A 20899-nucleotide genomic window follows, 5' to 3' on the forward strand; every position below is an offset into this window, starting at 1 on the left:
TGCAGCTAGTTTTATTTTACCTTTATGGGAGTAAAACAACGGGACCATTAAATTTTTAAGGAATGAAAACAATACTTTTATTGAGGCACGGAAAATCCTCTTGGGACTACCAAGTCTCGGACAGGGATAGACCGCTTTTGGAAAGAGGGATAAGAGATGCTGCCAGGGTTGGGAAGGAGTTTTTAAAAGACCGAATAATTATTGATGCGGCCTTCTCTAGCCCCGCTAACCGAGCAATGCATACGGCTATTATTTTCTTAAGGACCATTAGTTATCCCCTGGATAAATTTAAGCTATCCCCAAGCTTGTACGACTTTAGCGGAGATGATGTATATTCGTTCATTCGTTCCTTGGATAACACCAAAAATACAGTAATGCTTTTTGGCCATAACGAGGCCTTTACACATATTGCCAACTCCTTGGGGGATGTATATATAAGCAATGTACCTACAAGTGGTTTTGTAGAGTTAAAATTTGATACGAATGATTGGGGTGCCGTGATTAAGGGAGTAACAGGGCGCACAATATTTCCAAAACATATTAGAGAATGATTAAACATAAGTACCAATATATAAACCGAGAAATTAGTTGGTTAAGCTTTAATGAGAGAGTTTTACAAGAGAGTGCCGATAAAAATGTTCCCCTTATAGAGCGATTGCGATTTTTAGGGATATTTTCTAACAATCTCGATGAGTTTTTTAAAGTGAGATATGCTACCGTAAAGCGAATAGTGAATGCAGGGAAAACCGGTAAAAGTGTGCTGGGTGGAGAGAGTGCCAAGGACCTTTTGGAGGAAATTACGGAAATAGTTATTAAGCAGCAGACTAAAAGCCTTAAGATCTTGGGCGATATAGAGAAGGAGCTAGAAACGGAGAATATCTTTCTGGTGAACGAAACTGAAATATCCGAGAGTCAGGCCTGCTTTATAAAAAATTATTTTATTGAAAAGGTAAGCCCTTTATTGATGACCATTATCTTAAATGATAAGGTGGGATTTCCTATGTTAAAAGATACGGCCGCGTATTTGGCAGTTAAGATGGTGCTTAAAAACCAACCAGGCTGTAAGACGCAGGCCAAGCAGAAGCGGTTTGCATTGATCGAAATTCCCAAGGGTATAGATAGATTTGTAGTGCTGCCAAAAGAAGGGGATAAGAACTATATTATTATTCTGGACGATCTTATTAGATACTGCTTGGACAGTGTGTTTAATATGTTCGATTACGAGACCATTTCTGCTCATATGATTAAAATTACCAGGGATGCAGAATTGGATATAGACAATGACCTAAGTAAGAGTTTTATAGAGAAAATCTCCACCAGTGTGGAGCACCGGAAAATAAGTGATCCCGTCCGTTTTGTGTATGACAAGAAAATTGCCGCAGATACCCTTAATTTTCTAAAGGAGAAAATGGATGTGGAGGATACGGATAGTGTAATTCCCGGAGGTAGGTATCACAATAGGCGAGACTATATGAGCTTCCCTAGCTTAGGGAGAAAAGACCTGATGTACGAACCGATCGTTCCCCTGCCTGTGAAAGGCTTATCTATGGAAGGGAGTCTTTTTGAGCGAATAGCAGAAAAGGACTTTTTGCAATATACTCCTTATCAAACCTTTTCCTATATCATTAAGTTTTTAAGGGAGGCTGCCTTAGATCCTAAGGTGAACAACATAAAGATTACCGTGTACAGATTGGCTAATAATTCGCAAGTCGCCGCTTCTTTAATCAATGCTGTGAAGAATGGGAAGCAGGTAACGGTGCAAATAGAATTGCAAGCAAGATTTGATGAGCAAGCCAATATAGAGTATGCCGAACAATTGCAGGCAGAAGGCGTACAGCTAATTTTTGGGGTACGGGGGTTAAAGGTGCATAGTAAAATATGCTTGGTAGAACGGGAGGAAGCAGGCCGAATAAAACGTTACGGATTTATCAGTACCGGGAATTTCAATGAGTCAACAGCCCGTATCTATACGGATTATACGTTGTTTACTACCCACGAGGGGATTTTAAAGGAGTTGAATAAGGTTTTCGATTTCTTTGATACCTCCTATAAGATTCAAAAGTATAAACACCTTATTGTTTCGCCCCACTATACGAGAAATGTTTTCAAAAAACTCATCGATAAAGAGATTGCAAATGCAAAGGCCGGCAAGGAGGCGTATATAAAAATTAAAATGAACAGTTTTACCTCCTATAAAATGGTAGATAAACTATACCAAGCCAGTAATGCGGGGGTTAAGATTCAACTGATTATCCGAGGAATTTGCTGTTTAATACCCGGGGTTAAGGGGATGAGTGAGAATATTGAAGCCATCAGCGTGGTAGATAAATTTCTAGAACACCCAAGAGTTTTCATTTTTGGGAATGATGGCGATCCCAAGGTGTATATTTCCTCTGCAGATTGGATGACCAGAAACTTGGATTACCGAGTGGAGGTTGGAGTGCCAATTTATGATAAGGAGGTTAGACAAGAGCTTTTGGATACCTTTAATATTTCTTGGCAAGACAATGTGAAAGCACGATTGTTTTCAGAAAAACAGGACAATGCCTATAGAAAGAACAAGAAAGCTAAGGTTAGGTCCCAGTTTGCAACCTATGAGTATTACCAAAAGAAGTTGGAAGAATAATCGGCCGATTTGGGCTGTTATTTAGCTCATTAATTAGTGGTAAAATAAATTAGTAAAGGCCCTCTGCAGATAGAGGGCCTTTGTTTTATGTCTTGCTGTTGGAAGGGTGATTAACCGTGAACGGTTTCTTTTTTACTCAAATCCTTCATTATTTCAGCCTCATAGGTAAGCAGTGCCTCCCACTTTTTATCTACCTCTTTACGGTCGCCATATTGCCTGGCAAATTTTAGGAACATGGTGTAATGCCCCGCTTCACTAACCATAAGTTTGTGATAGAATTCTGCTAACTCCTTATCTTCTAATTCTTCCGAAAGGAGTCGGAATCGTTCGCAGCTTCTGGCTTCAATTAGGGCGGCGTATAATAAGCGGTGTACTAATTGGGTGGTTCTACTGCCTCCTTTGGGGAAGAATTTCATCAAGGCAATCACATACTCGTCCTTCCTGTCCCTGCCCAATGTCTTGCCGCGTTGTAAAATCCGGTCGTGCACCATTTTAAAATGCCCCATTTCTTCCCTGGCTAGGGCAACCATCTCTTCTACGAGCTCGGTATATTCCGGGAAGCTTACGATTAGGGAAATAGCCGTGCTTGCTGCTTTCTGTTCGCAATAGGCATGATCCGTTAATATTTCATCAATATTCTTTTCTACAATATTCACCCATCGTGGGTCTGTGGGTAATTTTAAACCTAACATATCTTTAAATTCTAATTCAAAAATAGAAAGAATAGGGCAATGTCCCATACTATATCCGGAGATAATTTTATCTTTAATCCTTGGAGGGGCCAGAATCCTGATAACTAGATATAAAGATGCTATAATCAGGCGTTTACGGAGGGTTCCCTTACATTAAATTATTATAAAGCATATTATGGCATTTAAAGAGGTGAGTGAGCAGTTGTTAACGCTGTTGGAAATAAATGTGCAACAGGAGGAAAGAACATGGTTGTTGTCTAAGCTAGATCAAATAATTAAAGAGAGGTCTACCAGAGATTTGTATTTGACCTATAGTTTGGTTCCCTCAAAAATTACGAAAGCTAGTTCTTTATCTTTGCAAATATCTGATGAAGATTTGAAGGCGTATTTAGAATTGCAACATGCCCATATTCATCAAATAGCAAGAATCTATCTTTTAGTGCGAGTGTTGGAGGAAAACGCAGAATTCTTCACCCCTAAAGTGGCAAATATCATCCAGGTGGCTGATACTGGTGAGCTGGAGACATTTTTAAAGTTTTTGGTGTTGCTGCCAAATCCAGAGGAATACCAGCATCAGGCAGTGGAAGCGCTAAGAACCAATATTGCAACGGTGTTTAATGCCATCGCTATGCACAATCCATATCCTGCCCTCTATTTTAATGACCAGCAGTGGAATCAAATGTATCTAAAGGCTGCATTTATGCAACAAGACCTTAGGGGGATGCTATCGGTAGATAAAAGAGCTAATAAAGATCTTGCTAGGATTATCTCTGATTATGCCCACGAACGATGGGCAGCATCTAGAGCGGTAGACCCCTATTTTTGGCGACCAGTAGCTCCTTTTTTGGAGGAGGGACTGCTGCCCGATATGGAGCGATTAATGCAGAGCGATAATGTATTAGAAAGAAAAGTGGCCTCGCTATGCTGTGCAAGCTCTAACTGGGAACAAGCCAAGGAATTGCTTCAAAAATATCCAGAATTTGTGGCCCAAATCAATTCCGGGGAATTGGACTGGGACAATTTGGAAGAATAGATTTCATTGGGGTGTAATTAGCAGCTTGTTGTAAGGATTATTCGCTCTTAGGGCATCTCCAAAAATTGGAAGGATATATTTCTAAAGGCCATAGGGCCATGGTCTCCTTGAATCATTAAAGGACCGGTGGCACTTTCTTTTTTAGATATAGGGCCTCCAGTGGGTAAGGGAACTTCTACATTGTTATGAATCACCACCCCGTTTAATTTTACCTCAATGAATTTGGCGTTGGCAGTTTTCTCACCTTGTTCATTAAATCTAGGCGCTTGGAAATGAATCTTTAGAGTTTGCCATTCTCCAGGTGCCTTGTATGGTGCGGAGGTAGGTGCAATGCCCATAAAAACTTTGGAAGGGGTGGTTTCCCAGTTTCTGTGGATACCTCCAAAATCACTGGAGGTAGGTTGGCTAACACCATAGCTGTCCTTTATTTGCAATTCATACCTGCCTTGTAAATAAAGGCCAGAATTGGATGCTTTGGGTATAAGCACCTCCAATTCCAAAATAATATCTCCGTGTTCCCATTGGGTTAAAAGGTGGTCTTTTTTTGTGAAACTATAGTTGTTGTACAAAACGCCAGTACCAGGGGTAACCGTTATAGGATTGGGATGTTTTTGTTTCTTTTTATTGCTCAACTTGGTTGAAGCTTCGTCCTGATGGGTGTGTACGGCTATATTGGGATCTGCCACCACATTGCCCACAATTTCCCAATTCCCTGCCTGGTCCATAAAATCGTCTAAATTAGTGAGGGTGAAACGCTCTTGAGCAAGAGCAGCAGATCCACATAGCAATAGGGTGAGGAGGAGGTTTGCTTTCATTATGGTAGAGATATTAGGTTAACTTTTTAAAATTAAAACAGTGTAATATATATGTTTTGTAGGAAAATAAACTTATCCGTTTCTCATAAACGCTTCTCATCTCAAAAAACGTTTAGTCTATTACAATATTGTTAAATACAAATGCTTACTTTCAGAATTATTTTCATTGATGGTTGGTAAGGGTAAAATATAGGGCCGATTTCAAAAGAAAGAGTGGATCATTTTAGTAAGATAGGTGGTATTAAGCTAGAAATGGATATTCCAGTAGCTACTATGGGCAATGGGAAAAGTATTCGTTTAGTTTTCAAAAATGAAAATGAAAAGGAGGAAGTGATCACCAACTTGGATTGGATTTCCTTGTACTATTAAGGGTGTTTAAAAGTTGTAAGTTGCTTTGCATTGCTATAAATATGTCGTTCTTCCCCTACTTTTTGTTAAATCCAGTTTAAATCTGCGGAAAAGTATCGGGGAGGTGCTAATATTTCAGTAGTTTTATACGTTGTATAAGAACCGAAATCCTGAGGATTTACATCCCAAATTTTGATAGGATCGTGGTAGGGCAGTGAGGAGATGTGTTTTATTGTTAATTTATTAAAGTAGTAAAAGATTGTTATGGAAGAGAAAATGATGATTATAGATCCGCATGTGCATATGTCCGCTAGAACTACGGACGATTATGAAGCTATGGCGGAAGCGGGAGTAGTTGCTGTTATAGAGCCCTCCTTTTGGTTGGGGCAGCCACGTACTCAGGTGGGATCTTTTCAGGATTATTTTAGCAGCTTGGTAGGTTGGGAGCCGTTTAGAGCCAGTCAATTTGGTATTAAGCATTATTGCACCATTGGCTTAAACTCTAAAGAGGCCAACAATGAGGCCCTGGCAGAGCAGGTGATGGAATTATTGCCCCTCTATTTGCATAAAGAAAATGTAGTGGCCATTGGGGAGATTGGTTATGACGACCAAACGCCCGCCGAGGATAAGTATTTTCGTTTACAACTAGAACTAGCCAAAGAGCTAAATCTTCCCGTACAGGTACATACCCCTCACCGAGATAAAAAAGCGGGAACGCTTAGAAGTATGGAAGTTTGTTTGGAACACGGCTTAGATCCTGCTATGGTGGTTATAGATCACAATAACGAGGAAACAGTAAAAGAGGTCTTGGATCGAGGCTTTTTAGCAGCATTTACCATTTATCCCAAAACGAAAATGGGGAACGAACGAATGGTGGAGGTGGTGAGAAAATTTGGAAGTGACGGAATTATCGTGGATAGTTCTGCAGACTGGGGGGTAAGTGATCCCTTGGCAGTTCCAAAAACAGCCTCCCTAATGCTTAAAAGAGGTATTCCAAAAGCCGATGTGGTGAAGACTTGTTATCAGAACGCCTTGGATATCTTTGGAATGAACGGAAAAATGAAGGAGTCCGATTGGTTAAACCCTGAGGGTGTTAACCAGACCCAACTTTATAATGATAATAGCGTCTTAAGAGGGCAGCAGCCCAGAGTAGATACCGATAAAATAGTATAATGAATCCTGTTTTAAAGGGATATTTACAGCTGACTAGGCCGGCCAATTTGCCTACAGCAGCTGCCGATATATTGGCAGGTATCGCTATATCCGGATTTTTCTTGGCCAGCACCCAGCATGCATCGCTAGCATGGATGGCTGTGGTGCTTTTAATTGCTGCCTCAGTCTTGCTTTATGCGGCTGGAGTGGTGCTCAATGATGTGTTTGATTATAAATTAGACCAGGTAGAGCGTCCGGAGAGACCCATTCCTTCTGGCGTAATTCCGTTAACCTCTGCTGCTGTTTTTGGAGGTGTTCTTATGGTGTTGGGAATAGGCGCTGCGTTCTGGGTAGGACTCAGCAGTGGGTTAGTAGCGCTTGGCCTAGCGCTTTCCATTCTTTTGTACGACGCCCTAGGGAAGCACCATCCTTTTTTTGGTCCTTTGAATATGGGGCTTTGCAGGGGGCTTAATTTATGGTTGGGGATGTCTATCCTAGGCCAACTTATCCATTGGCAATACGCCCTAATTCCTATTATTTATATTGCAGCAATTACCTTAATCAGTAGGGGCGAGGTGCATGGTGATAATAAAAGACATATCGTATTGGCAGGGCTGTTGTATGTGGTGGTGATTACAGCCATAGCAGGAATCCTTTTATACGCTGGTCAGAACATATGGGTGTCCTTGCCATTTGTACTGCTTTTTGCTATATTGATATTTAGGCCCTTGCTAAGAGCATACCGGGAGAACTCACCCCAAAATATAAAAATGGCCGTAAAGACCGGGGTAATTTCCATCATCGTTTTAGATGCAGCCTTGGCGGTGGGCTTCTCTTATTGGTGGGTAGGTGTGGTTACGCTCTTGCTATGGCCCTTATCCATCTATTTATCCAAACTGTTCGCAGTAACTTAATAGTTTAAAGAATGCAACATTACAAGACAATATCACAATCCTTTAAGGTGCCTTACGAATATAAGCTCCACTTTACAGAACATATTTTTGGGCAAGATAATGCTATGTTCAAGGATTTGATAAAAGATTATAATCCCAAAGGGAAGGTAAAGGTGCTTTTTGTAATCGATAGTGGGGTGTTGGAATGTCATCCCAAACTATCCGATGAAATTACCGCCTATTGCCAAAAATACCAAGCAGAAATCCATGGAACCGAACAAATAGTAATCCCCGGAGGGGAGCAATGTAAAAACGACTACGGAAATGTAGAGCGGATATTGCAGGGCATTAATGATAATCGAATCTGTAGGCACTCCTTTGTTGTAGCCATAGGAGGCGGAGCCATCATAGACATGGTGGGATACGCTGCGGCAATTGCACATAGAGGGGTTAAATTAATCCGTATTCCCACTACCGTATTATCGCAGAACGATTCTGCTGTGGGCGTAAAGAATAGTATTAATATTTTCGGGAAAAAGAATTTCTTGGGCACTTTTGCCCCGCCTTATGCAATCATTAATGATCCTCATTTCTTAACCACCTTGGAACAGCGCGATTGGATCTCTGGAATTTCGGAAGCTATAAAAGTAGCCCTTATTAAGGATGAGGTGTTTTTTAGTTTTCTGGAAGAAAATAGCGGTAAGCTAAGAGTTCGGGATATGGAGGCCATGCAATACCTGATCTATCGATGCGCAGAAATGCATATGGAACATATTGCGCAAGGGGGAGATCCCTTTGAAAGCGGTTCTTCCAGGCCGTTGGATTTTGGGCATTGGGCAGCCCATAAATTGGAGTTCATGACCAATTACCAATTGAGACACGGGGAGGCCGTTGCCATAGGGATGGCTTTAGATCTTACCTACGCCCACCTAAGTGGATTGATAACGATGGAAACCTTGGAGCGTATTTTGGCTGTAATGGAGACTATCGGGTTCGATCTACATATCCCCTTGTCGGAGCAGAATGAAATAGAGGAGCTATTAAACGGTATTGAGGAATTTAGGGAGCATTTGGGGGGAGAACTTACCATTACCCTCATCAATAAAATTGGCGTTAAACACGATGTCCACGTTATAGATAGGGATGTCATGAAAAATGCCATCATGTGGCAAAATAACAAGTTTCAACCAAAAATATCAATGCAATAGTGCTGATTAAAGATAAATTTCACCTTAGTTATTGTACTAATATACACCCTGGCGAAGATTGGAAGCAGACCTGGGAGAATTTGGAGGCAGCCCTTCCAAAGATAAAACAGCAGGTTTCACCAGAGCAGCCTTTTGGCGTGGGATTGCGACTTTCCAATGTAGCAAGTTTGGAACTTCAACAGGGAAATAGACTACAGGAATTTAAAGATTGGTTAGATCGGAACAATTTGTACGTCTTTACCATGAACGGATTTCCTTATGGGAATTTTCACAACGAAAGGGTAAAGGATAGGGTGCATGCCCCAGATTGGACCACGGATGAGCGCTTAACATATACCCAAAGACTTTTTGATCAACTCGCTTTCCTATTGCCCCAAGGCCTTGAAGGGGGAATATCTACCTCACCTATCAGTTATAAGTTTTGGCATAGCGGTAGTGAGGCTACAGATAAAGCTTTTAAACAGGGGGCAACTAATCTGGCTGAGGTGGCCTTGCAGTTGGTAGGTATTGAAGCGCGTACAGGAAAGTACCTGCATCTGGATATTGAACCGGAACCGGATGGAATGTTGGAGAATAGTAAGGAGGTTTTACAGTTTTATGATGCCTATCTCCTTCCTATTGGAGCTAGTATTTTGATGGAAAAACTAGGGTGTTCTAAGGCCAAAGCAAAGGAGTTATTGCTTAGGTACCTTACGATCTGTTATGATGTATGCCATTTTTCCCTTGCCTATGAGGAACCAAAAGATACTATTGGAAAATTTAGAGAAGCCGGAATTAAAGTAGGTAAGATACAAGTGAGTTCTGCTTTGAAAATTCTGTTTAATGAAGGGGATAGGGAAGCTATATGGCAGTCCTTGGATCGGTTTAATGAACCCACTTACCTACATCAGGTTACCCAAAAAAAAGGAGACCAAGTAATTACCTTTAGGGACTTACCGGAATTATTGGCTAATAAAGAAGATTATAATGAATTGAGGGCACACTTTCATGTGCCAATTTTTATAGAGCAATACGAATCCTTATTTTCTACCCAAGATCAGATTTTAAAAGTGTTGGAACTCCTTAAAGAGGACGCATTTTCTAATCATTTGGAAATAGAGACCTATACATGGGATGTATTGCCAAAAGAGTTGAAATTGGAACTAACAGCATCCATAGTTCGAGAAATTAATTGGTTAAAGAATAAGTTGTAATCATGAAGAAGACGGTTGTAATAAATGTGGTTGGATTGACCAGGGGGATTATTGGCGAGCACACTCCCTTTATAAAATCATTTTTGGAAAAAGGGAGCTGGGGAACCATTACTCCGCAGTTACCTGCAGTTACCTGTTCTGCACAGGCTACGTATTTAACGGGGAAAACACCAGCAGACCATGGAATCGTGGCCAATGGTTGGTATTTTAAGGAAGAGCACGAAATTAAGTTTTGGAGACAATCTAATACCTTAATCCAAGCAGATAAGATATGGGACAAGATGAAAAAGGAAGATCCCAATTTTACCTGTGCCAACCTTTTCTGGTGGTATAATATGTATTCTAATGCCGATTTTAGTGCAACCCCAAGACCAAATTATTTGGCAGATGGGAGAAAAATTCCCGACTTTTACTCGCATCCAGCAGAACTGCGCGACAAGCTCAGGGCAGAATTGGGAGATTTTCCGCTGTTCCATTACTGGGGCCCAAAAACCTCTATAAAATCCAGTCAATGGATAGCCGATGCTGCCATTAGAACCGATGAGATGCATAACCCAACCCTTAGTTTGGTGTATTTGCCACATTTGGATTATAATATGCAGCGACATGGTATCGATTTTTCAAAAATAGGCAAGGACCTTCGTGAAATAGACGCGGTTGTTCAACAATTGGTAACTTATTATGAGAGTAAATCTGCCCATGTTTTACTTCTTTCCGAATATGGGATTACCAATGTCAACAATCCCGTTCACTTGAATAGAATTTTGAGAAGAGAAGGCTATATAAATATCCGGGTAGAACGTGGCTTAGAATTGCTAGATGCAGGGGCAAGTGATGCTTTTGCAGTGGCAGACCATCAACTGGCCCATATATATGTAAAGGATAAGAAGAATATCGAGAAGATCAAAACCCTGCTACAAAAAGTGAAGGGGGTAGAAAAAGTGTTATCCGGGGATCAATTAAAAGAGGCGCAATTAGATCACGAACGAAGCGGAGACTTGGTGGTTGTTGCCGATAAGGATTCTTGGTTCACCTATTATTTTTGGTTAGATGATAAAAAAGCGCCAGATTATGCGAGAATGGTGGACATCCATAAAAAACCGGGTTATGATCCCGTGGAAATGTTGACCGATCCTAAGGATAAGCTGGTGATGCCTAAGGTGGCATGGAAATTACTGAAGAAGAAACTTGGATTTAGGACGGTATTAGATATTATTCCATTGGATGCTAGCCTGATAAAGGGTTCCCATGGTAGAATACCAGAGGATAGTAAGGATCTTCCCATCCTAATAAGCAACCGAGGTGGGATTGATGTCCCAGATTCATTATTGGCAACCGAGGTCTTTGGAATTATAGAAAATCATATCTTGGGGAACTAATATGAAATAAGCGCGACCGAAAACTAGTCGTAAGTGTGATTGTAGTTATGCGAACCCTTCTGCCGTTGGGCAAGTTAATATTCCTGTGCTTGGTGCAGCAATAGTTTGATTTATAAAAATCAATAAAAATCTACATGTGAAAATTTTCGATAGGATAGTAGCTATAGTCTTAATTGTATTGTTTGTATGGGCAATGGCCTTGCAGTACAACGATCCGGATCCTTGGATGTGGTATGTTATCTATGGCAGTGCAACACTGGCGTCGGTATTCTTTATTTTTAATAAGTTACGATTATCCGTGTCGGTGCTATTCAGTTTTCTTTATTTGATGGGAGCTAGTGTCTTTTGGCCCGATACGTTTGAAGGAGTCGCTATTGGAGACGGTAATATAGATAATATAGAACGCGCTAGAGAGGGATTGGCTTTATTGATATTGGCATTGGTAATGCTATTTTACGCATGGCGAATTAAAAAAATGCGATAGCTTTAAAAATCTAGATCAAACTCCCTTCTTAGTAAGTCGATCGCAGGATTCTTTTCCCTTAATTTAAGGTACTTCTCCTCAGGAGTAAAGGCAAATTTTGTTTCGGTGGTTTCATTTACCGTAATCTCGAGGGTGATAAAATGGTTGTTAAGCTTTTCTTTTAAATACTCCATTAAATCGTACTTCTCCCGCTCCACCTCTTTTTTCATGGTGTCATTGGGAAGTTCAATCCATATTACGACCCTATCCTTAAGCTTGGGAACATCTGCATGTAGGTTAGATGCCAGGATTTTTCGGCCAGATTTATCTAAAATATCTACAAAATCTGCCCAATGTTTTTGCATTTCCTTTTCGGAGAAATCTGCGTTGGGCAGGTTGCTTTCATCAACAACATGTTCTTTCTTATTGAGCTGATGTTCTTTTTTAGCCTTTAAACTAGAAAGGCTTAGTCCGGAAACTCTCTTTTTCTTGGACTTTAGATCTATTTTGGTCCTTGGAGCAGCAGCTTGCCCAGTAGGAGTGGAGCTCACTGCATTGGTTGACGCTATGGATGCTGCGGTAGAACCGGCTTGGGGAGCAGTAGTGGTATTGCCAGTTTTTGGCAGATCTTGTGGCTGTGCTTGCTGTCCTTGGCCAGTAATTCCTTCAGCTTTGGGTTCGGTAGCTTCGGAGACCGGTTTTTTAATCTTGTAGTAAGAGGCCGGAATGATAAAATCTGGCCGACTCCGACCAGTTCCTAATGGCTTAGGGTTTTTTTTTTCTCCATCAAAGTCGATGGAGGCTAATTTCATTAGGGTGAGTTCTACTAAGAGTCGCTGGTGTTTGCTGCTCTTGTATTTAATGTCGCAATCATTGGCAAGGTCTATCGCTTGAACCAAAAAAGTCCCAGAGGCTTTTTGGGATTGCTCCATATATTGCTTTTTAGCTTCCTCACCAACCTCCAGAAGAGGGATAGTATTTTGGTGTTTGCAGACCATGAGGTCTCTAAAATGCGAAGCTAATCCGATAATAAAATGATGGCCGTCAAAACCTTGTGCCAATGTTTCGTTGAATAATACCAATAAGGAGGGGATATCCCTGGTTAATATTAAATCGGTGGCCTTAAAGTAGGTGTCGTAATCCAAGACATTTAAATTCTCGGTTACGGCCTTACGGGTTAGGTTTTTACCAGAAAAACTGACTACTCTATCAAAAATGGAAAGTGCATCACGCATGGCACCGTCTGCCTTTTGAGCAATGATGTGCAGGGCGTCGTCTTCTGCTTCCACCTGTTGGTTCTCGGCTATGTATTTTAAATATTCCGCGGTATCCTTTACCGTAATTCGCTTAAAATCAAAAATTTGGCAGCGCGATAGAATAGTGGGAATAATTTTGTGCTTTTCGGTGGTGGCCAAAATAAAAATGGCATGTGCCGGTGGCTCTTCCAAGGTCTTTAAAAAGGCGTTGAAAGCCGCTTGAGACAACATGTGCACCTCATCAATAATATATACTTTATACTTCCCTACCTGTGGAGGAATCCTAACTTGACTGGTAAGTTCTCGTATATCGTCTACCGAGTTGTTGGAGGCGGCATCGAGCTCAAAAATATTAAAGGCGAAATCCTCATCTTCGGGTGCTTCCCCCTGTTGGTTAATCTGTTTTGCGAGAATACGAGCGCAGGTGGTTTTCCCTACTCCCCTTGGACCTGTAAACAACAATGCCTGTGCTAAATGATTGTTTTCAATAGCATTGGTCAAGGTATTGGTAATAGCTTGCTGCCCCACCACATCCTTAAATGTTTTGGGTCTATATTTTCGAGCAGATACTATAAAAGGTTCCAACAGTTTACACTTATAAGGGACCCAATTTTCGGGGGTCGGTATATATACTGCAAATATAGAAATAGCATTGTATTAAAGTCCCTATTTAGGCGGGATTTGCACAATATTTATCAACAATTGAACTATCTTTGCCAAAAGCAGGTCACCTTATCGCTGGTACCAATACTAATTGGAATCAGAGGAAAGTCTGGACACCATAGTGCAGTATAGCGGGTAACGCCCGTCCGTCGTGAGGCGAGGACAAGTGCAACAGAGAGAAGGTACAGGTAATGCTGTAGTGAAAGCAGGTAAACTCTATACGGTGCAACGCCATGTAAATCAGTGTTCGAGGGCTGCACGCTCAAGCTGAAGGGTAGGCGGTTAGAGTAATTGAGCAATCAATTGCCTAGATAAATGATAAGGGAGTCCGCAATTGCTTGTGGATTACAGAATCCGGCTTATGACCTGCTTATTTTTTTGTACTACCTATATTTTTAGTGGTATCCTTCGTATAGGTGTCGCACCCATCACCTTAGATTATTCTTGGTCTCCTACCCATTCAAAAAAGCTGAAAATACTACTTCCATATCTTCTTTGGTTGGTAAAGTTGGGAGTTTGGGATAGATCCGTGTGTTTTGGATGTTCCAAAATCAATACGCCATTCTCTAAAAGCAATTCTTTTTCGAATACTAAATGGGCAATTTGGGCGAAATCCTCCACGGGTAAATCGTACGGAGGGTCAGCAAAGATTAAATGCGCTTTCTCTGCCTGGTTCTCCAAATAATCATACACATCCCTTTTTATGGCCTGAATAGGGAAATCGTATTTTTCGGAAGTTTCGGCAATGTATTGTACACATCCCTGATGGGCATCTACAGCAATAATATTAGTGGTCCCTCTGGAGGCAAATTCATAACTTATGTTGCCAGTACCAGAAAACAGGTCCAACACCTTTAAGTCTTCAAAATAGTATTGGTTGTTAAGAATATTGAACAGCGCTTCCTTGGCCATATCCGTCGTTGGGCGAACAGGAAGCTTTTTGGGTGCCATTAGGCGTTGTCCCTTATTTTTACCAGATATGATACGCATTGATTAATGGGAATTTAATAGTGTAAAATCTATAGACTGTTCTTCCACATCCCCATAATGATAAAGGGTGTGGTGAGCGGGAATAAAAATGGATATATGGTTTATATAGGTGTGGCATAATTCGTAGAGGGGGTCCCCTTCCTCTATCGCTCCGAACAATTTAAGCATTGTAGTTTCTGTATCTAACTGCAATTGCTCTAGGGTAAATAGAAGGTAATAAATAAAATCCTCCTTAGACGTAAAACTGAAGTTGTTGTAAAGTAATAGCTTTTTGTTTTGAATAACGGCAATATCCATATGGCCATCCATTATATGTGCATAGCATATGGGCTCCTTGTTATTGCCATGGCTGTTTATTAAATACTTTATTAAAACGGTCCCATGATGCATAAACTCAAAATCGCCGAAAAGATCGTAGATGTAGTTATTAATGTTTACATAGGGAACATAGACATTTGCCATCTCCATATTTTCAATCTCGTCGTATACCAAATGGTCGTTGGCCAATATTTTGGCATTGAACTTTAGGTAATTGGCTAGATCATCCTTATTGAAAAGGGCTTTGGGGACCAAACAGAATAGGTTGTTCCTATGAATGACTACAACCTCGGAAAATTGATTTTTACGAATCTTATGCGTCTCAAAGAGCTCTTTTATTTCCTTTTGTAAGGCATAGGGGGTCAGTTCGTTTTGGAAACTGATTCTTTCCGAAGCGAGAATGGTATTGGTAAGTGTGTCCAATACACAAAAAGAAAGTCCATTCAAGCTAACTTGAATGGACAATTTATGATATTCTGATTTGAAATCTTCTAAAATGCTATTGGTTGTTTCGTTTGTCATAGATAGATGGCCAATTTCCACTGGTGCTTACCTCAGTCATGGAACCAACTTTGATCACGTTACCATTAACTTCATCAACGTTTACTTGAGTGTTCTCCTTCGCTAATAAATCCTTGGGTTGGTCATGAAGCACAACATCTTTACTTACCTTAACTTCAAAAACGGGAGCTTTGTAATTCCCTTTTTCTATAATGCCAGCGCTCATTTCAAACTGTTCGTTATTTTTTGCATACGGAACATTCATCATAGTCTTGTAGCGCGTGTCATTTTTAAACAAAGAATCCTTTACAGATACGAAACCAAGGGTGTCTATAATTTTAACCTCCTTTAGCATATCGATACCAAAATTCCTGTCGTACTCCATATACGAGGAGTCTCTTTGCTGTGTAATGATGTATTTGCCAGTATCTACAAAGCTGACCAAGGCTTTAAAATCTTTGGCATACCTCCCATTTACGGTCTTATAAGCCTCTTGGGAATTTCTAATGTCCTTTAGGTTAGCTATCACCTGGGCAAAACGCTCTTGTTTAACCTTCTTAAACTCAATAGGCCCATTGACAGATTTATAGATCATAAATGCTAATCCAATACTTACCAGCCAAAGAAAAATTTGTAAAATGGTCTTCATTTCTTATGTGTTATTATATTTAGTGGTTATCACAAATCTACAATTTTTTTTTAATGCCAAAAGTATTTGACCTTAAAAATACTGATTATCTTTGAAGACCTATGAATTCTATAACTGACACTAATTTTTACAATCTTCTAATTGATAAATTTCCGCATGACGTAACCCCCAAGCAGTCAGTTGCATTACAGCAACTTTCTAGCTTTATTTTATCCAAGGAAAAAAATAAGGTATTTTTATTGAAGGGATTTGCAGGTACTGGAAAAACTACCATTATTGGTACCATGGTGACCAATTTGTGGAAAACTACCATGAAGGCGGTTTTAATGGCCCCTACCGGGAGAGCGGCGAAAGTGATGTCTAACTATTCCGGAACCCAAGCATTTACTATTCACAGAAAAATATACTTCCCTAAAAAACAAAGGGGAGGAGGGGTGCAATTTGTGTTATCGCCCAATAAACATACAAACACGCTGTTTATTGTAGATGAAGCTTCCATGATTTCGGATACGCCCACAGATTCCAAATTGTTGGAAAATGGCTCCTTATTAAACGATCTAATGACCTATGTATACGGAGGTCATAATTGTAAGTTGATACTTATTGGGGATACTGCCCAGTTGCCACCAGTGCATTTAAATCTTAGCCCTGCATTGGATGAAAGGCAATTATCCTTGAACTACGATAAGGAAGTGATAAAGTTAGAGTTAGACGAGGTGGTGCGCCAGGCGGTGGATTCTGGCATACTTGCCAATGCTACCAATTTAAGGGAGCAATTACAGAGCGAGTTTTATGACGACTTTAAATTCTCTGTTTCCCCATATGCGGATATTGTTAGATTGATTGATGGGCACGACATCCAGGAGGCGATAGATGAGTCCTATTCCCAAAATGGGAAAGAGGAAACTGCCATAATTGTACGATCTAACAAACGCGCCAACCTGTACAATGAAAATATAAGGAATAGGATTTTATATCTAGAAAATGAATTGGCCGTTGGGGATTATATGATGGTGGTTAAAAATAACTACTTTTGGTTGAAGCCAACCTCCGAGGCCGGATTTATTGCTAATGGTGACATTATTGAAGTGCTGGAGATTTTCTCTATAAAAGAATTATACGGATTTAAATTCGCAGAAGTAAAGGTTAAAATGGTAGATTACCCCAATCAGAAACCTTTCGAAACAGTTCTCTTATTGGACACCATAATGGCAGAGACCCCCTCCTTGTCCTATGAGGATGGCAACCGACTTTACCAGGAGGTAATGAAAGACTATGCAGAGGAAAGGTCCAAGTACAAAAAGTTTTTGGCCGTAAAGAACAATACTTTTTTTAATGCCCTTCAAGTGAAGTTTTCATATGCCATCACCTGTCATAAATCCCAGGGAGGGCAGTGGAACACCGTTTTTGTAGAACAGCCTTACCTGCCTAATGGAATGGATAAGGAATACCTAAGATGGTTGTATACTGCTATCACTAGGGCTAAGGATAAGTTATATCTGATTGGATTTAAGGACGATTTTTTTGTTGATCCTTAATAAGTTAAATTCGCATTAAATAATGGCAGATGGCTTTTGAAACTGTTTTAAGCATATTTTTAGGGATTGGGCTTGCCGCATCGGTGGGTTTTAGAATTTTTATGCCCTTGTTTGCTTTAAGTTTGGCTGCCTATTTTAATGTCTGGGAATTAAATGATCACTGGGAATGGATAGGGAGCATCCCGGCTTTGGTTACCTTAGGGGTAGCCACTGTAGTTGAAATTTTCGCTTATTTAATTCCATGGGTAGATAATTTGCTAGACGGTTTTGCAGTGCCTTTGGCCGCTATTGCCGGCACGGCAGTGATGGTATCTACTATGGCAGATCTAGATCCTGTTTTTACATGGAGCCTGGCCATTATTGCTGGAGGTGGTACCGCAACGGCCATTAAAAGTACTTCCGCTACCGGAAGGGTAGCCTCATCGGCTACAACAGGCGGATTAGCAAATCCTATCATCGGGTTGGTAGAAACGGTGGCTGCAGGAATAATGACTATTTTGGCCATTTTTGTACCCATACTAGCCGTGGGCCTTACGGTACTAATATTGTTTTTCCTTTTAAAAATATATAAAAGGCTAAAACCGAAATCTAATTAATATTTAAAATTTTTTTAGTGAAAATAATTGCAATGATACCCGCCCGTTATGCTGCTTCCAGATTCCCTGGGAAATTAATGCAGGACTTACAGGGAAAACCAGTTATCCAGAGAACTTATGAGGCAGCGGTTAATACTGGCTTGTTCGAGGAAGTGTACGTAGTAACGGATAGCCCCGTAATTTATGAATGTATTAGCAATATTGGTGGAAAGGCCATTATGAGCAAAAAGGAACACGAATGCGGGAGTGATCGTATCGCCGAGGCTGTAGAAGCCATGGATGTAGATATTATTGTGAACGTACAAGGGGATGAGCCTTTTACAGAACGCAAAAGCTTGGCCGATGTTATTGAAGTCTTTAAGGACGATCATGATAAGGAGATAGACCTAGCTTCCCTGATGACACGGATCACGGATTGGGTAGAGATCAACGATCCCAACACTGTAAAGGTTATAGTGGATAAGCAGCATTTTGCCCTATATTTTTCAAGAGCCCCTATTCCGTACCCTAGAGCTAGGGAGTTAGATATACCTTACTTTAAGCACAAAGGTATTTATGCCTTTAGAAAGCGTGCTTTAATGGATTTCCAGCGATTGCCCATGCAAATACTGGAAGCAACCGAAAAAATTGAGGCGATCCGATATTTGGAATATGGTAAAAAAATAAAAATGGTGGAAACCAATGTCTCGGGAATTGAAATAGATACTCCAGAAGACCTGGAAAAGGCTAAAAGTGTATGGAAGTAGATTATAGCAAAATTAAGGTAATTGGTTTTGATGCGGATGATACCTTATGGGTAAATGAGACCTATTTTAGGGAGACCGAGGAGAAGTTCGCCAACCTTTTGGAAAAATATGAAACCAAGAACAAAACGGATCAAGAGCTCTTTAGGACCGAAATGGAGAATTTGGGGCTTTATGGATACGGGATAAAGGGGTTTGTGCTATCTATGATAGAGACTGCTTTAGATCTTTCCAATAATAAGGTTTCTCAAGCAACAATTACAGAAATCCTAGACCTAGGGAAGCAAATGTTGTCTCACCCAGTGGAGTTGTTGGAGGGGGTAGAGGAAGTGCTGCAGCAATTAAAGGATAGGTACCGCTTAATAGTTTTAACCAAGGGAGATTTGTTGGACCAGGAGCGGAAATTAGAAAAATCTGGACTCTCCAAATACTTTCATCATGTGGAAGTGCTCAGTGATAAAAAAGAAGACAATTATAAAAAGCTCTTGGAACATCTTCAAATTCCCGTTTCGGAATTTTTGATGGTAGGAAACTCCTTAAAATCAGACATCTTGCCCATTGAAAACATTGGGGCAAAAGCGGTTCATATCCCATTTCATACCACCTGGCAGCACGAGGTAGTGGAGCTAGAGGAACATCAGAACGGCCATCTTACCCTTAACTCCCTTTCCGAGCTTTTAAAATATCTAAACTATAGTAATGGAAATAAGGAATAAGGAGGTAGATACAAGTACTAAGGTAAATGCCAAATTTAGGAATTTCCCCATGGTGCCTAGGGTGATATTTGGCAAGGGTAGTTTTGATCAGTTAGGGGAGATTTTACTTCCAAAAAGGAAAAATTCCGAAGCCCCTATGATCTATTTGATCGATGATGTATTTGAAGGGGGATCACTAATTTCTCGGATTCCTAGGTTTCCCAATGACCAGATTATTTTTATATCGGCAGATGAGGAGCCAAAAACTGCACAGGTAGATTTTTTGACAGATGGGATACGTAGTCAATTTAGTCAACTTCCCTCCGGAATAGTTGGCATAGGGGGAGGCACCTTATTAGATTTGGCCAAAGCGGTGGCCATTATGCTGAATAACGAAGGAAGGTCCCAGGATTATCAAGGTTGGGACTTGGTGAAACAACCGGCTATCTATCACGTGGGGATACCCACCATCAGTGGTACTGGTGCCGAGGTGTCTAGGACTACGGTCTTATTGGGACCAGAGAAAAAATTGGGCATCAATTCCGATTTCACTCCTTTTGATCAGGTGGTGTTAGATCCAGACCTTACTAAGGGGGTTGCTAAAGACCAGTGGTTTTATACGGGAATGGACTGTTTTATCCATTGCGTGGAATCCCTAAATGGTACCTTTTTAAATGCCTTTAGCCAGAGTTATGGAGAAAAAGCGCTAGAACTCTGCAAGGAGGTCTATTTGGAAGATTTGGAAGATGCGGACGCTAGGGATAAATTAATGATGGCTTCGTGGCATGGGGGTATGAGTATTGCCTACTCGCAAGTGGGTGTTGCCCACGCTATGAGTTATGGACTGTCTTACTTGCTGGGAGTGCGACATGGGATAGGGAATTGTTTGGTTTTTCAGCATTTGGAAGAGTATTATCCAGAAGGGGTAGCCCTCTTTCATGCAATGAGGAAAAAACATCAAATAAACTTACCCAAAGGAATATGCAGCGACTTAACGGATAGTGATTATGATATAATGATTAGGGTGGCCCTAAGTTTGGAACCGCTTTGGGAAAATGCATTGGGCAAGGAATGGCGCTCAATCATAAGTCCTGAAAAGTTAAAAGCTATTTATCAAAAAATATAAGTTTTAATTGATCCTTCCCGTT

21 protein-coding genes and 1 other RNA gene are annotated in these 20899 nt (G+C 40.6%); 16 read left to right on the forward strand and 6 right to left on the reverse strand.

Annotated elements, in window-relative coordinates:
- The first annotated feature begins 62 nt into the window (after positions 1-62).
- Both BV214_RS09515 and ppk1 read left to right on the forward strand, forming a co-directional pair.
- A complete protein-coding gene (locus BV214_RS09515; RefSeq protein WP_086477264.1) occupies positions 63-551 on the forward strand; it encodes a SixA phosphatase family protein in 489 nt (162 codons plus the stop codon).
- On the forward strand, positions 548-2626 hold the full coding sequence (ppk1, locus tag BV214_RS09520; RefSeq protein WP_086477265.1) for a polyphosphate kinase 1: 2079 nt from the start codon (positions 548-550) through the stop codon (positions 2624-2626). The genes BV214_RS09515 and ppk1 overlap by 4 nt, the downstream gene beginning before the upstream one ends.
- Positions 2627-2736: 110 nt before the next feature.
- On the opposite strand, the gene miaE is transcribed toward ppk1, so the two are convergent.
- On the reverse strand, positions 2737-3318 hold the full coding sequence (miaE, locus tag BV214_RS09525) for a tRNA-(ms[2]io[6]A)-hydroxylase (RefSeq protein ID WP_086477321.1): 582 nt from the start codon (positions 3316-3318) through the stop codon (positions 2737-2739).
- Between the two features lie 175 nt (positions 3319-3493).
- Between miaE and BV214_RS09530 the strand changes: the two genes are divergently transcribed.
- A complete protein-coding gene (locus tag BV214_RS09530; RefSeq protein ID WP_086477266.1) occupies positions 3494-4351 on the forward strand; it encodes an EboA domain-containing protein in 858 nt (285 codons plus the stop codon).
- Positions 4352-4398: 47 nt separating this feature from the next.
- Here BV214_RS09530 and BV214_RS09535 read toward each other — a convergent pair whose 3' ends face one another.
- Positions 4399-5166 carry a 3-keto-disaccharide hydrolase gene (locus tag BV214_RS09535; RefSeq protein ID WP_086477267.1) on the reverse strand — a complete coding sequence of 256 codons (768 nt, stop codon included), beginning with the start codon at positions 5164-5166 and terminating at the stop codon, positions 4399-4401.
- Positions 5167-5379: 213 nt separating this feature from the next.
- Between BV214_RS09535 and BV214_RS16775 the strand changes: the two genes are divergently transcribed.
- From BV214_RS16775 to BV214_RS09565, 7 genes are all read left to right on the forward strand, one after another.
- A complete protein-coding gene (locus BV214_RS16775) occupies positions 5380-5535 on the forward strand; it encodes a hypothetical protein (protein WP_176328488.1) in 156 nt (51 codons plus the stop codon).
- Positions 5536-5778: 243 nt separating this feature from the next.
- Positions 5779-6687 carry a TatD family hydrolase gene (locus BV214_RS09540; RefSeq protein WP_086477268.1) on the forward strand — a complete coding sequence of 303 codons (909 nt, stop codon included), beginning with the start codon at positions 5779-5781 and terminating at the stop codon, positions 6685-6687.
- On the forward strand, positions 6687-7580 hold the full coding sequence (eboC, locus tag BV214_RS09545) for a UbiA-like protein EboC (protein ID WP_086477269.1): 894 nt from the start codon (positions 6687-6689) through the stop codon (positions 7578-7580). The genes BV214_RS09540 and eboC overlap by 1 nt, the downstream gene beginning before the upstream one ends.
- 11 nt (positions 7581-7591) lie before the next feature.
- Positions 7592-8767: a 3-dehydroquinate synthase gene (locus tag BV214_RS09550; RefSeq protein WP_086477270.1), complete on the forward strand. Its 1176-nt coding sequence runs from the start codon at positions 7592-7594 to the stop codon at positions 8765-8767.
- Positions 8767-9960, forward strand: a complete 1194-nt coding sequence (gene eboE / locus BV214_RS09555; protein WP_086477271.1) for a metabolite traffic protein EboE — start codon at positions 8767-8769, stop codon at positions 9958-9960. Before BV214_RS09550 ends, eboE begins: the two co-directional genes overlap by 1 nt.
- Before the next feature lie 2 nt (positions 9961-9962).
- Complete coding sequence (locus tag BV214_RS09560) at positions 9963-11339, forward strand: alkaline phosphatase family protein (RefSeq protein WP_086477272.1); 1377 nt, start codon at positions 9963-9965, stop codon at positions 11337-11339.
- Positions 11340-11475: 136 nt separating this feature from the next.
- Positions 11476-11823 carry a transmembrane 220 family protein gene (locus BV214_RS09565; RefSeq protein WP_086477273.1) on the forward strand — a complete coding sequence of 116 codons (348 nt, stop codon included), beginning with the start codon at positions 11476-11478 and terminating at the stop codon, positions 11821-11823.
- 2 nt (positions 11824-11825) lie between these two features.
- Here the strand turns inward: BV214_RS09565 and BV214_RS09570 are convergent, their stop codons facing one another.
- Entirely contained in the window at positions 11826-13643 is a 1818-nt protein-coding gene (locus BV214_RS09570; protein WP_086477274.1) for a DNA polymerase III subunit gamma/tau, read from the reverse strand.
- 134 nt (positions 13644-13777) lie between these two features.
- On the opposite strand from BV214_RS09570, the gene rnpB reads away from it, so the two are divergent.
- Positions 13778-14098: RNase P RNA component class A (gene rnpB, locus BV214_RS09575), an RNA gene on the forward strand.
- Positions 14099-14159: 61 nt separating this feature from the next.
- Here the strand turns inward: rnpB and BV214_RS09580 are convergent.
- The 3 genes from BV214_RS09580 to BV214_RS09590 are packed head-to-tail and all read right to left on the reverse strand — an operon-like array spanning position 14160 to position 16179.
- Positions 14160-14711 carry an RsmD family RNA methyltransferase gene (locus BV214_RS09580; RefSeq protein WP_086477275.1) on the reverse strand — a complete coding sequence of 184 codons (552 nt, stop codon included), beginning with the start codon at positions 14709-14711 and terminating at the stop codon, positions 14160-14162.
- Positions 14712-14714: 3 nt separating this feature from the next.
- The gene (locus tag BV214_RS09585; RefSeq protein ID WP_086477276.1) at positions 14715-15551 is read right to left on the reverse strand and encodes a DUF3822 family protein; all 837 of its coding nucleotides are present in this window, start codon (positions 15549-15551) and stop codon (positions 14715-14717) included.
- Positions 15529-16179 (reverse strand): hypothetical protein, encoded by a 651-nt coding sequence (locus tag BV214_RS09590; RefSeq protein ID WP_086477277.1) that lies wholly within the window; start codon positions 16177-16179, stop codon positions 15529-15531. Before BV214_RS09590 ends, BV214_RS09585 begins: the two co-directional genes overlap by 23 nt.
- A 101-nt stretch (positions 16180-16280) precedes the next feature.
- Between BV214_RS09590 and BV214_RS09595 the strand changes: the two genes are divergently transcribed.
- The 5 genes from BV214_RS09595 to BV214_RS09615 are packed head-to-tail and all read left to right on the forward strand — an operon-like array spanning position 16281 to position 20877.
- Positions 16281-17717: an ATP-dependent DNA helicase gene (locus tag BV214_RS09595; RefSeq protein ID WP_086477278.1), complete on the forward strand. Its 1437-nt coding sequence runs from the start codon at positions 16281-16283 to the stop codon at positions 17715-17717.
- A gap of 29 nt (positions 17718-17746) precedes the next feature.
- Positions 17747-18313: a DUF4126 domain-containing protein gene (locus BV214_RS09600; RefSeq protein ID WP_086477279.1), complete on the forward strand. Its 567-nt coding sequence runs from the start codon at positions 17747-17749 to the stop codon at positions 18311-18313.
- A 32-nt stretch (positions 18314-18345) separates the two neighbouring features.
- Complete coding sequence (gene kdsB, locus BV214_RS09605) at positions 18346-19059, forward strand: 3-deoxy-manno-octulosonate cytidylyltransferase (protein ID WP_176328492.1); 714 nt, start codon at positions 18346-18348, stop codon at positions 19057-19059.
- Positions 19050-19772 carry an HAD family hydrolase gene (locus tag BV214_RS09610; RefSeq protein WP_086477281.1) on the forward strand — a complete coding sequence of 241 codons (723 nt, stop codon included), beginning with the start codon at positions 19050-19052 and terminating at the stop codon, positions 19770-19772. The genes kdsB and BV214_RS09610 overlap by 10 nt, the downstream gene beginning before the upstream one ends.
- On the forward strand, positions 19756-20877 hold the full coding sequence (locus tag BV214_RS09615) for an iron-containing alcohol dehydrogenase family protein (protein ID WP_086477282.1): 1122 nt from the start codon (positions 19756-19758) through the stop codon (positions 20875-20877). Before BV214_RS09610 ends, BV214_RS09615 begins: the two co-directional genes overlap by 17 nt.
- Positions 20878-20899 lie beyond the last annotated feature (22 nt).

The organism is Arenibacter amylolyticus (assembly GCF_002150785.1).
Lineage (GTDB): Bacteria > Bacteroidota > Bacteroidia > Flavobacteriales > Flavobacteriaceae > Arenibacter > Arenibacter amylolyticus.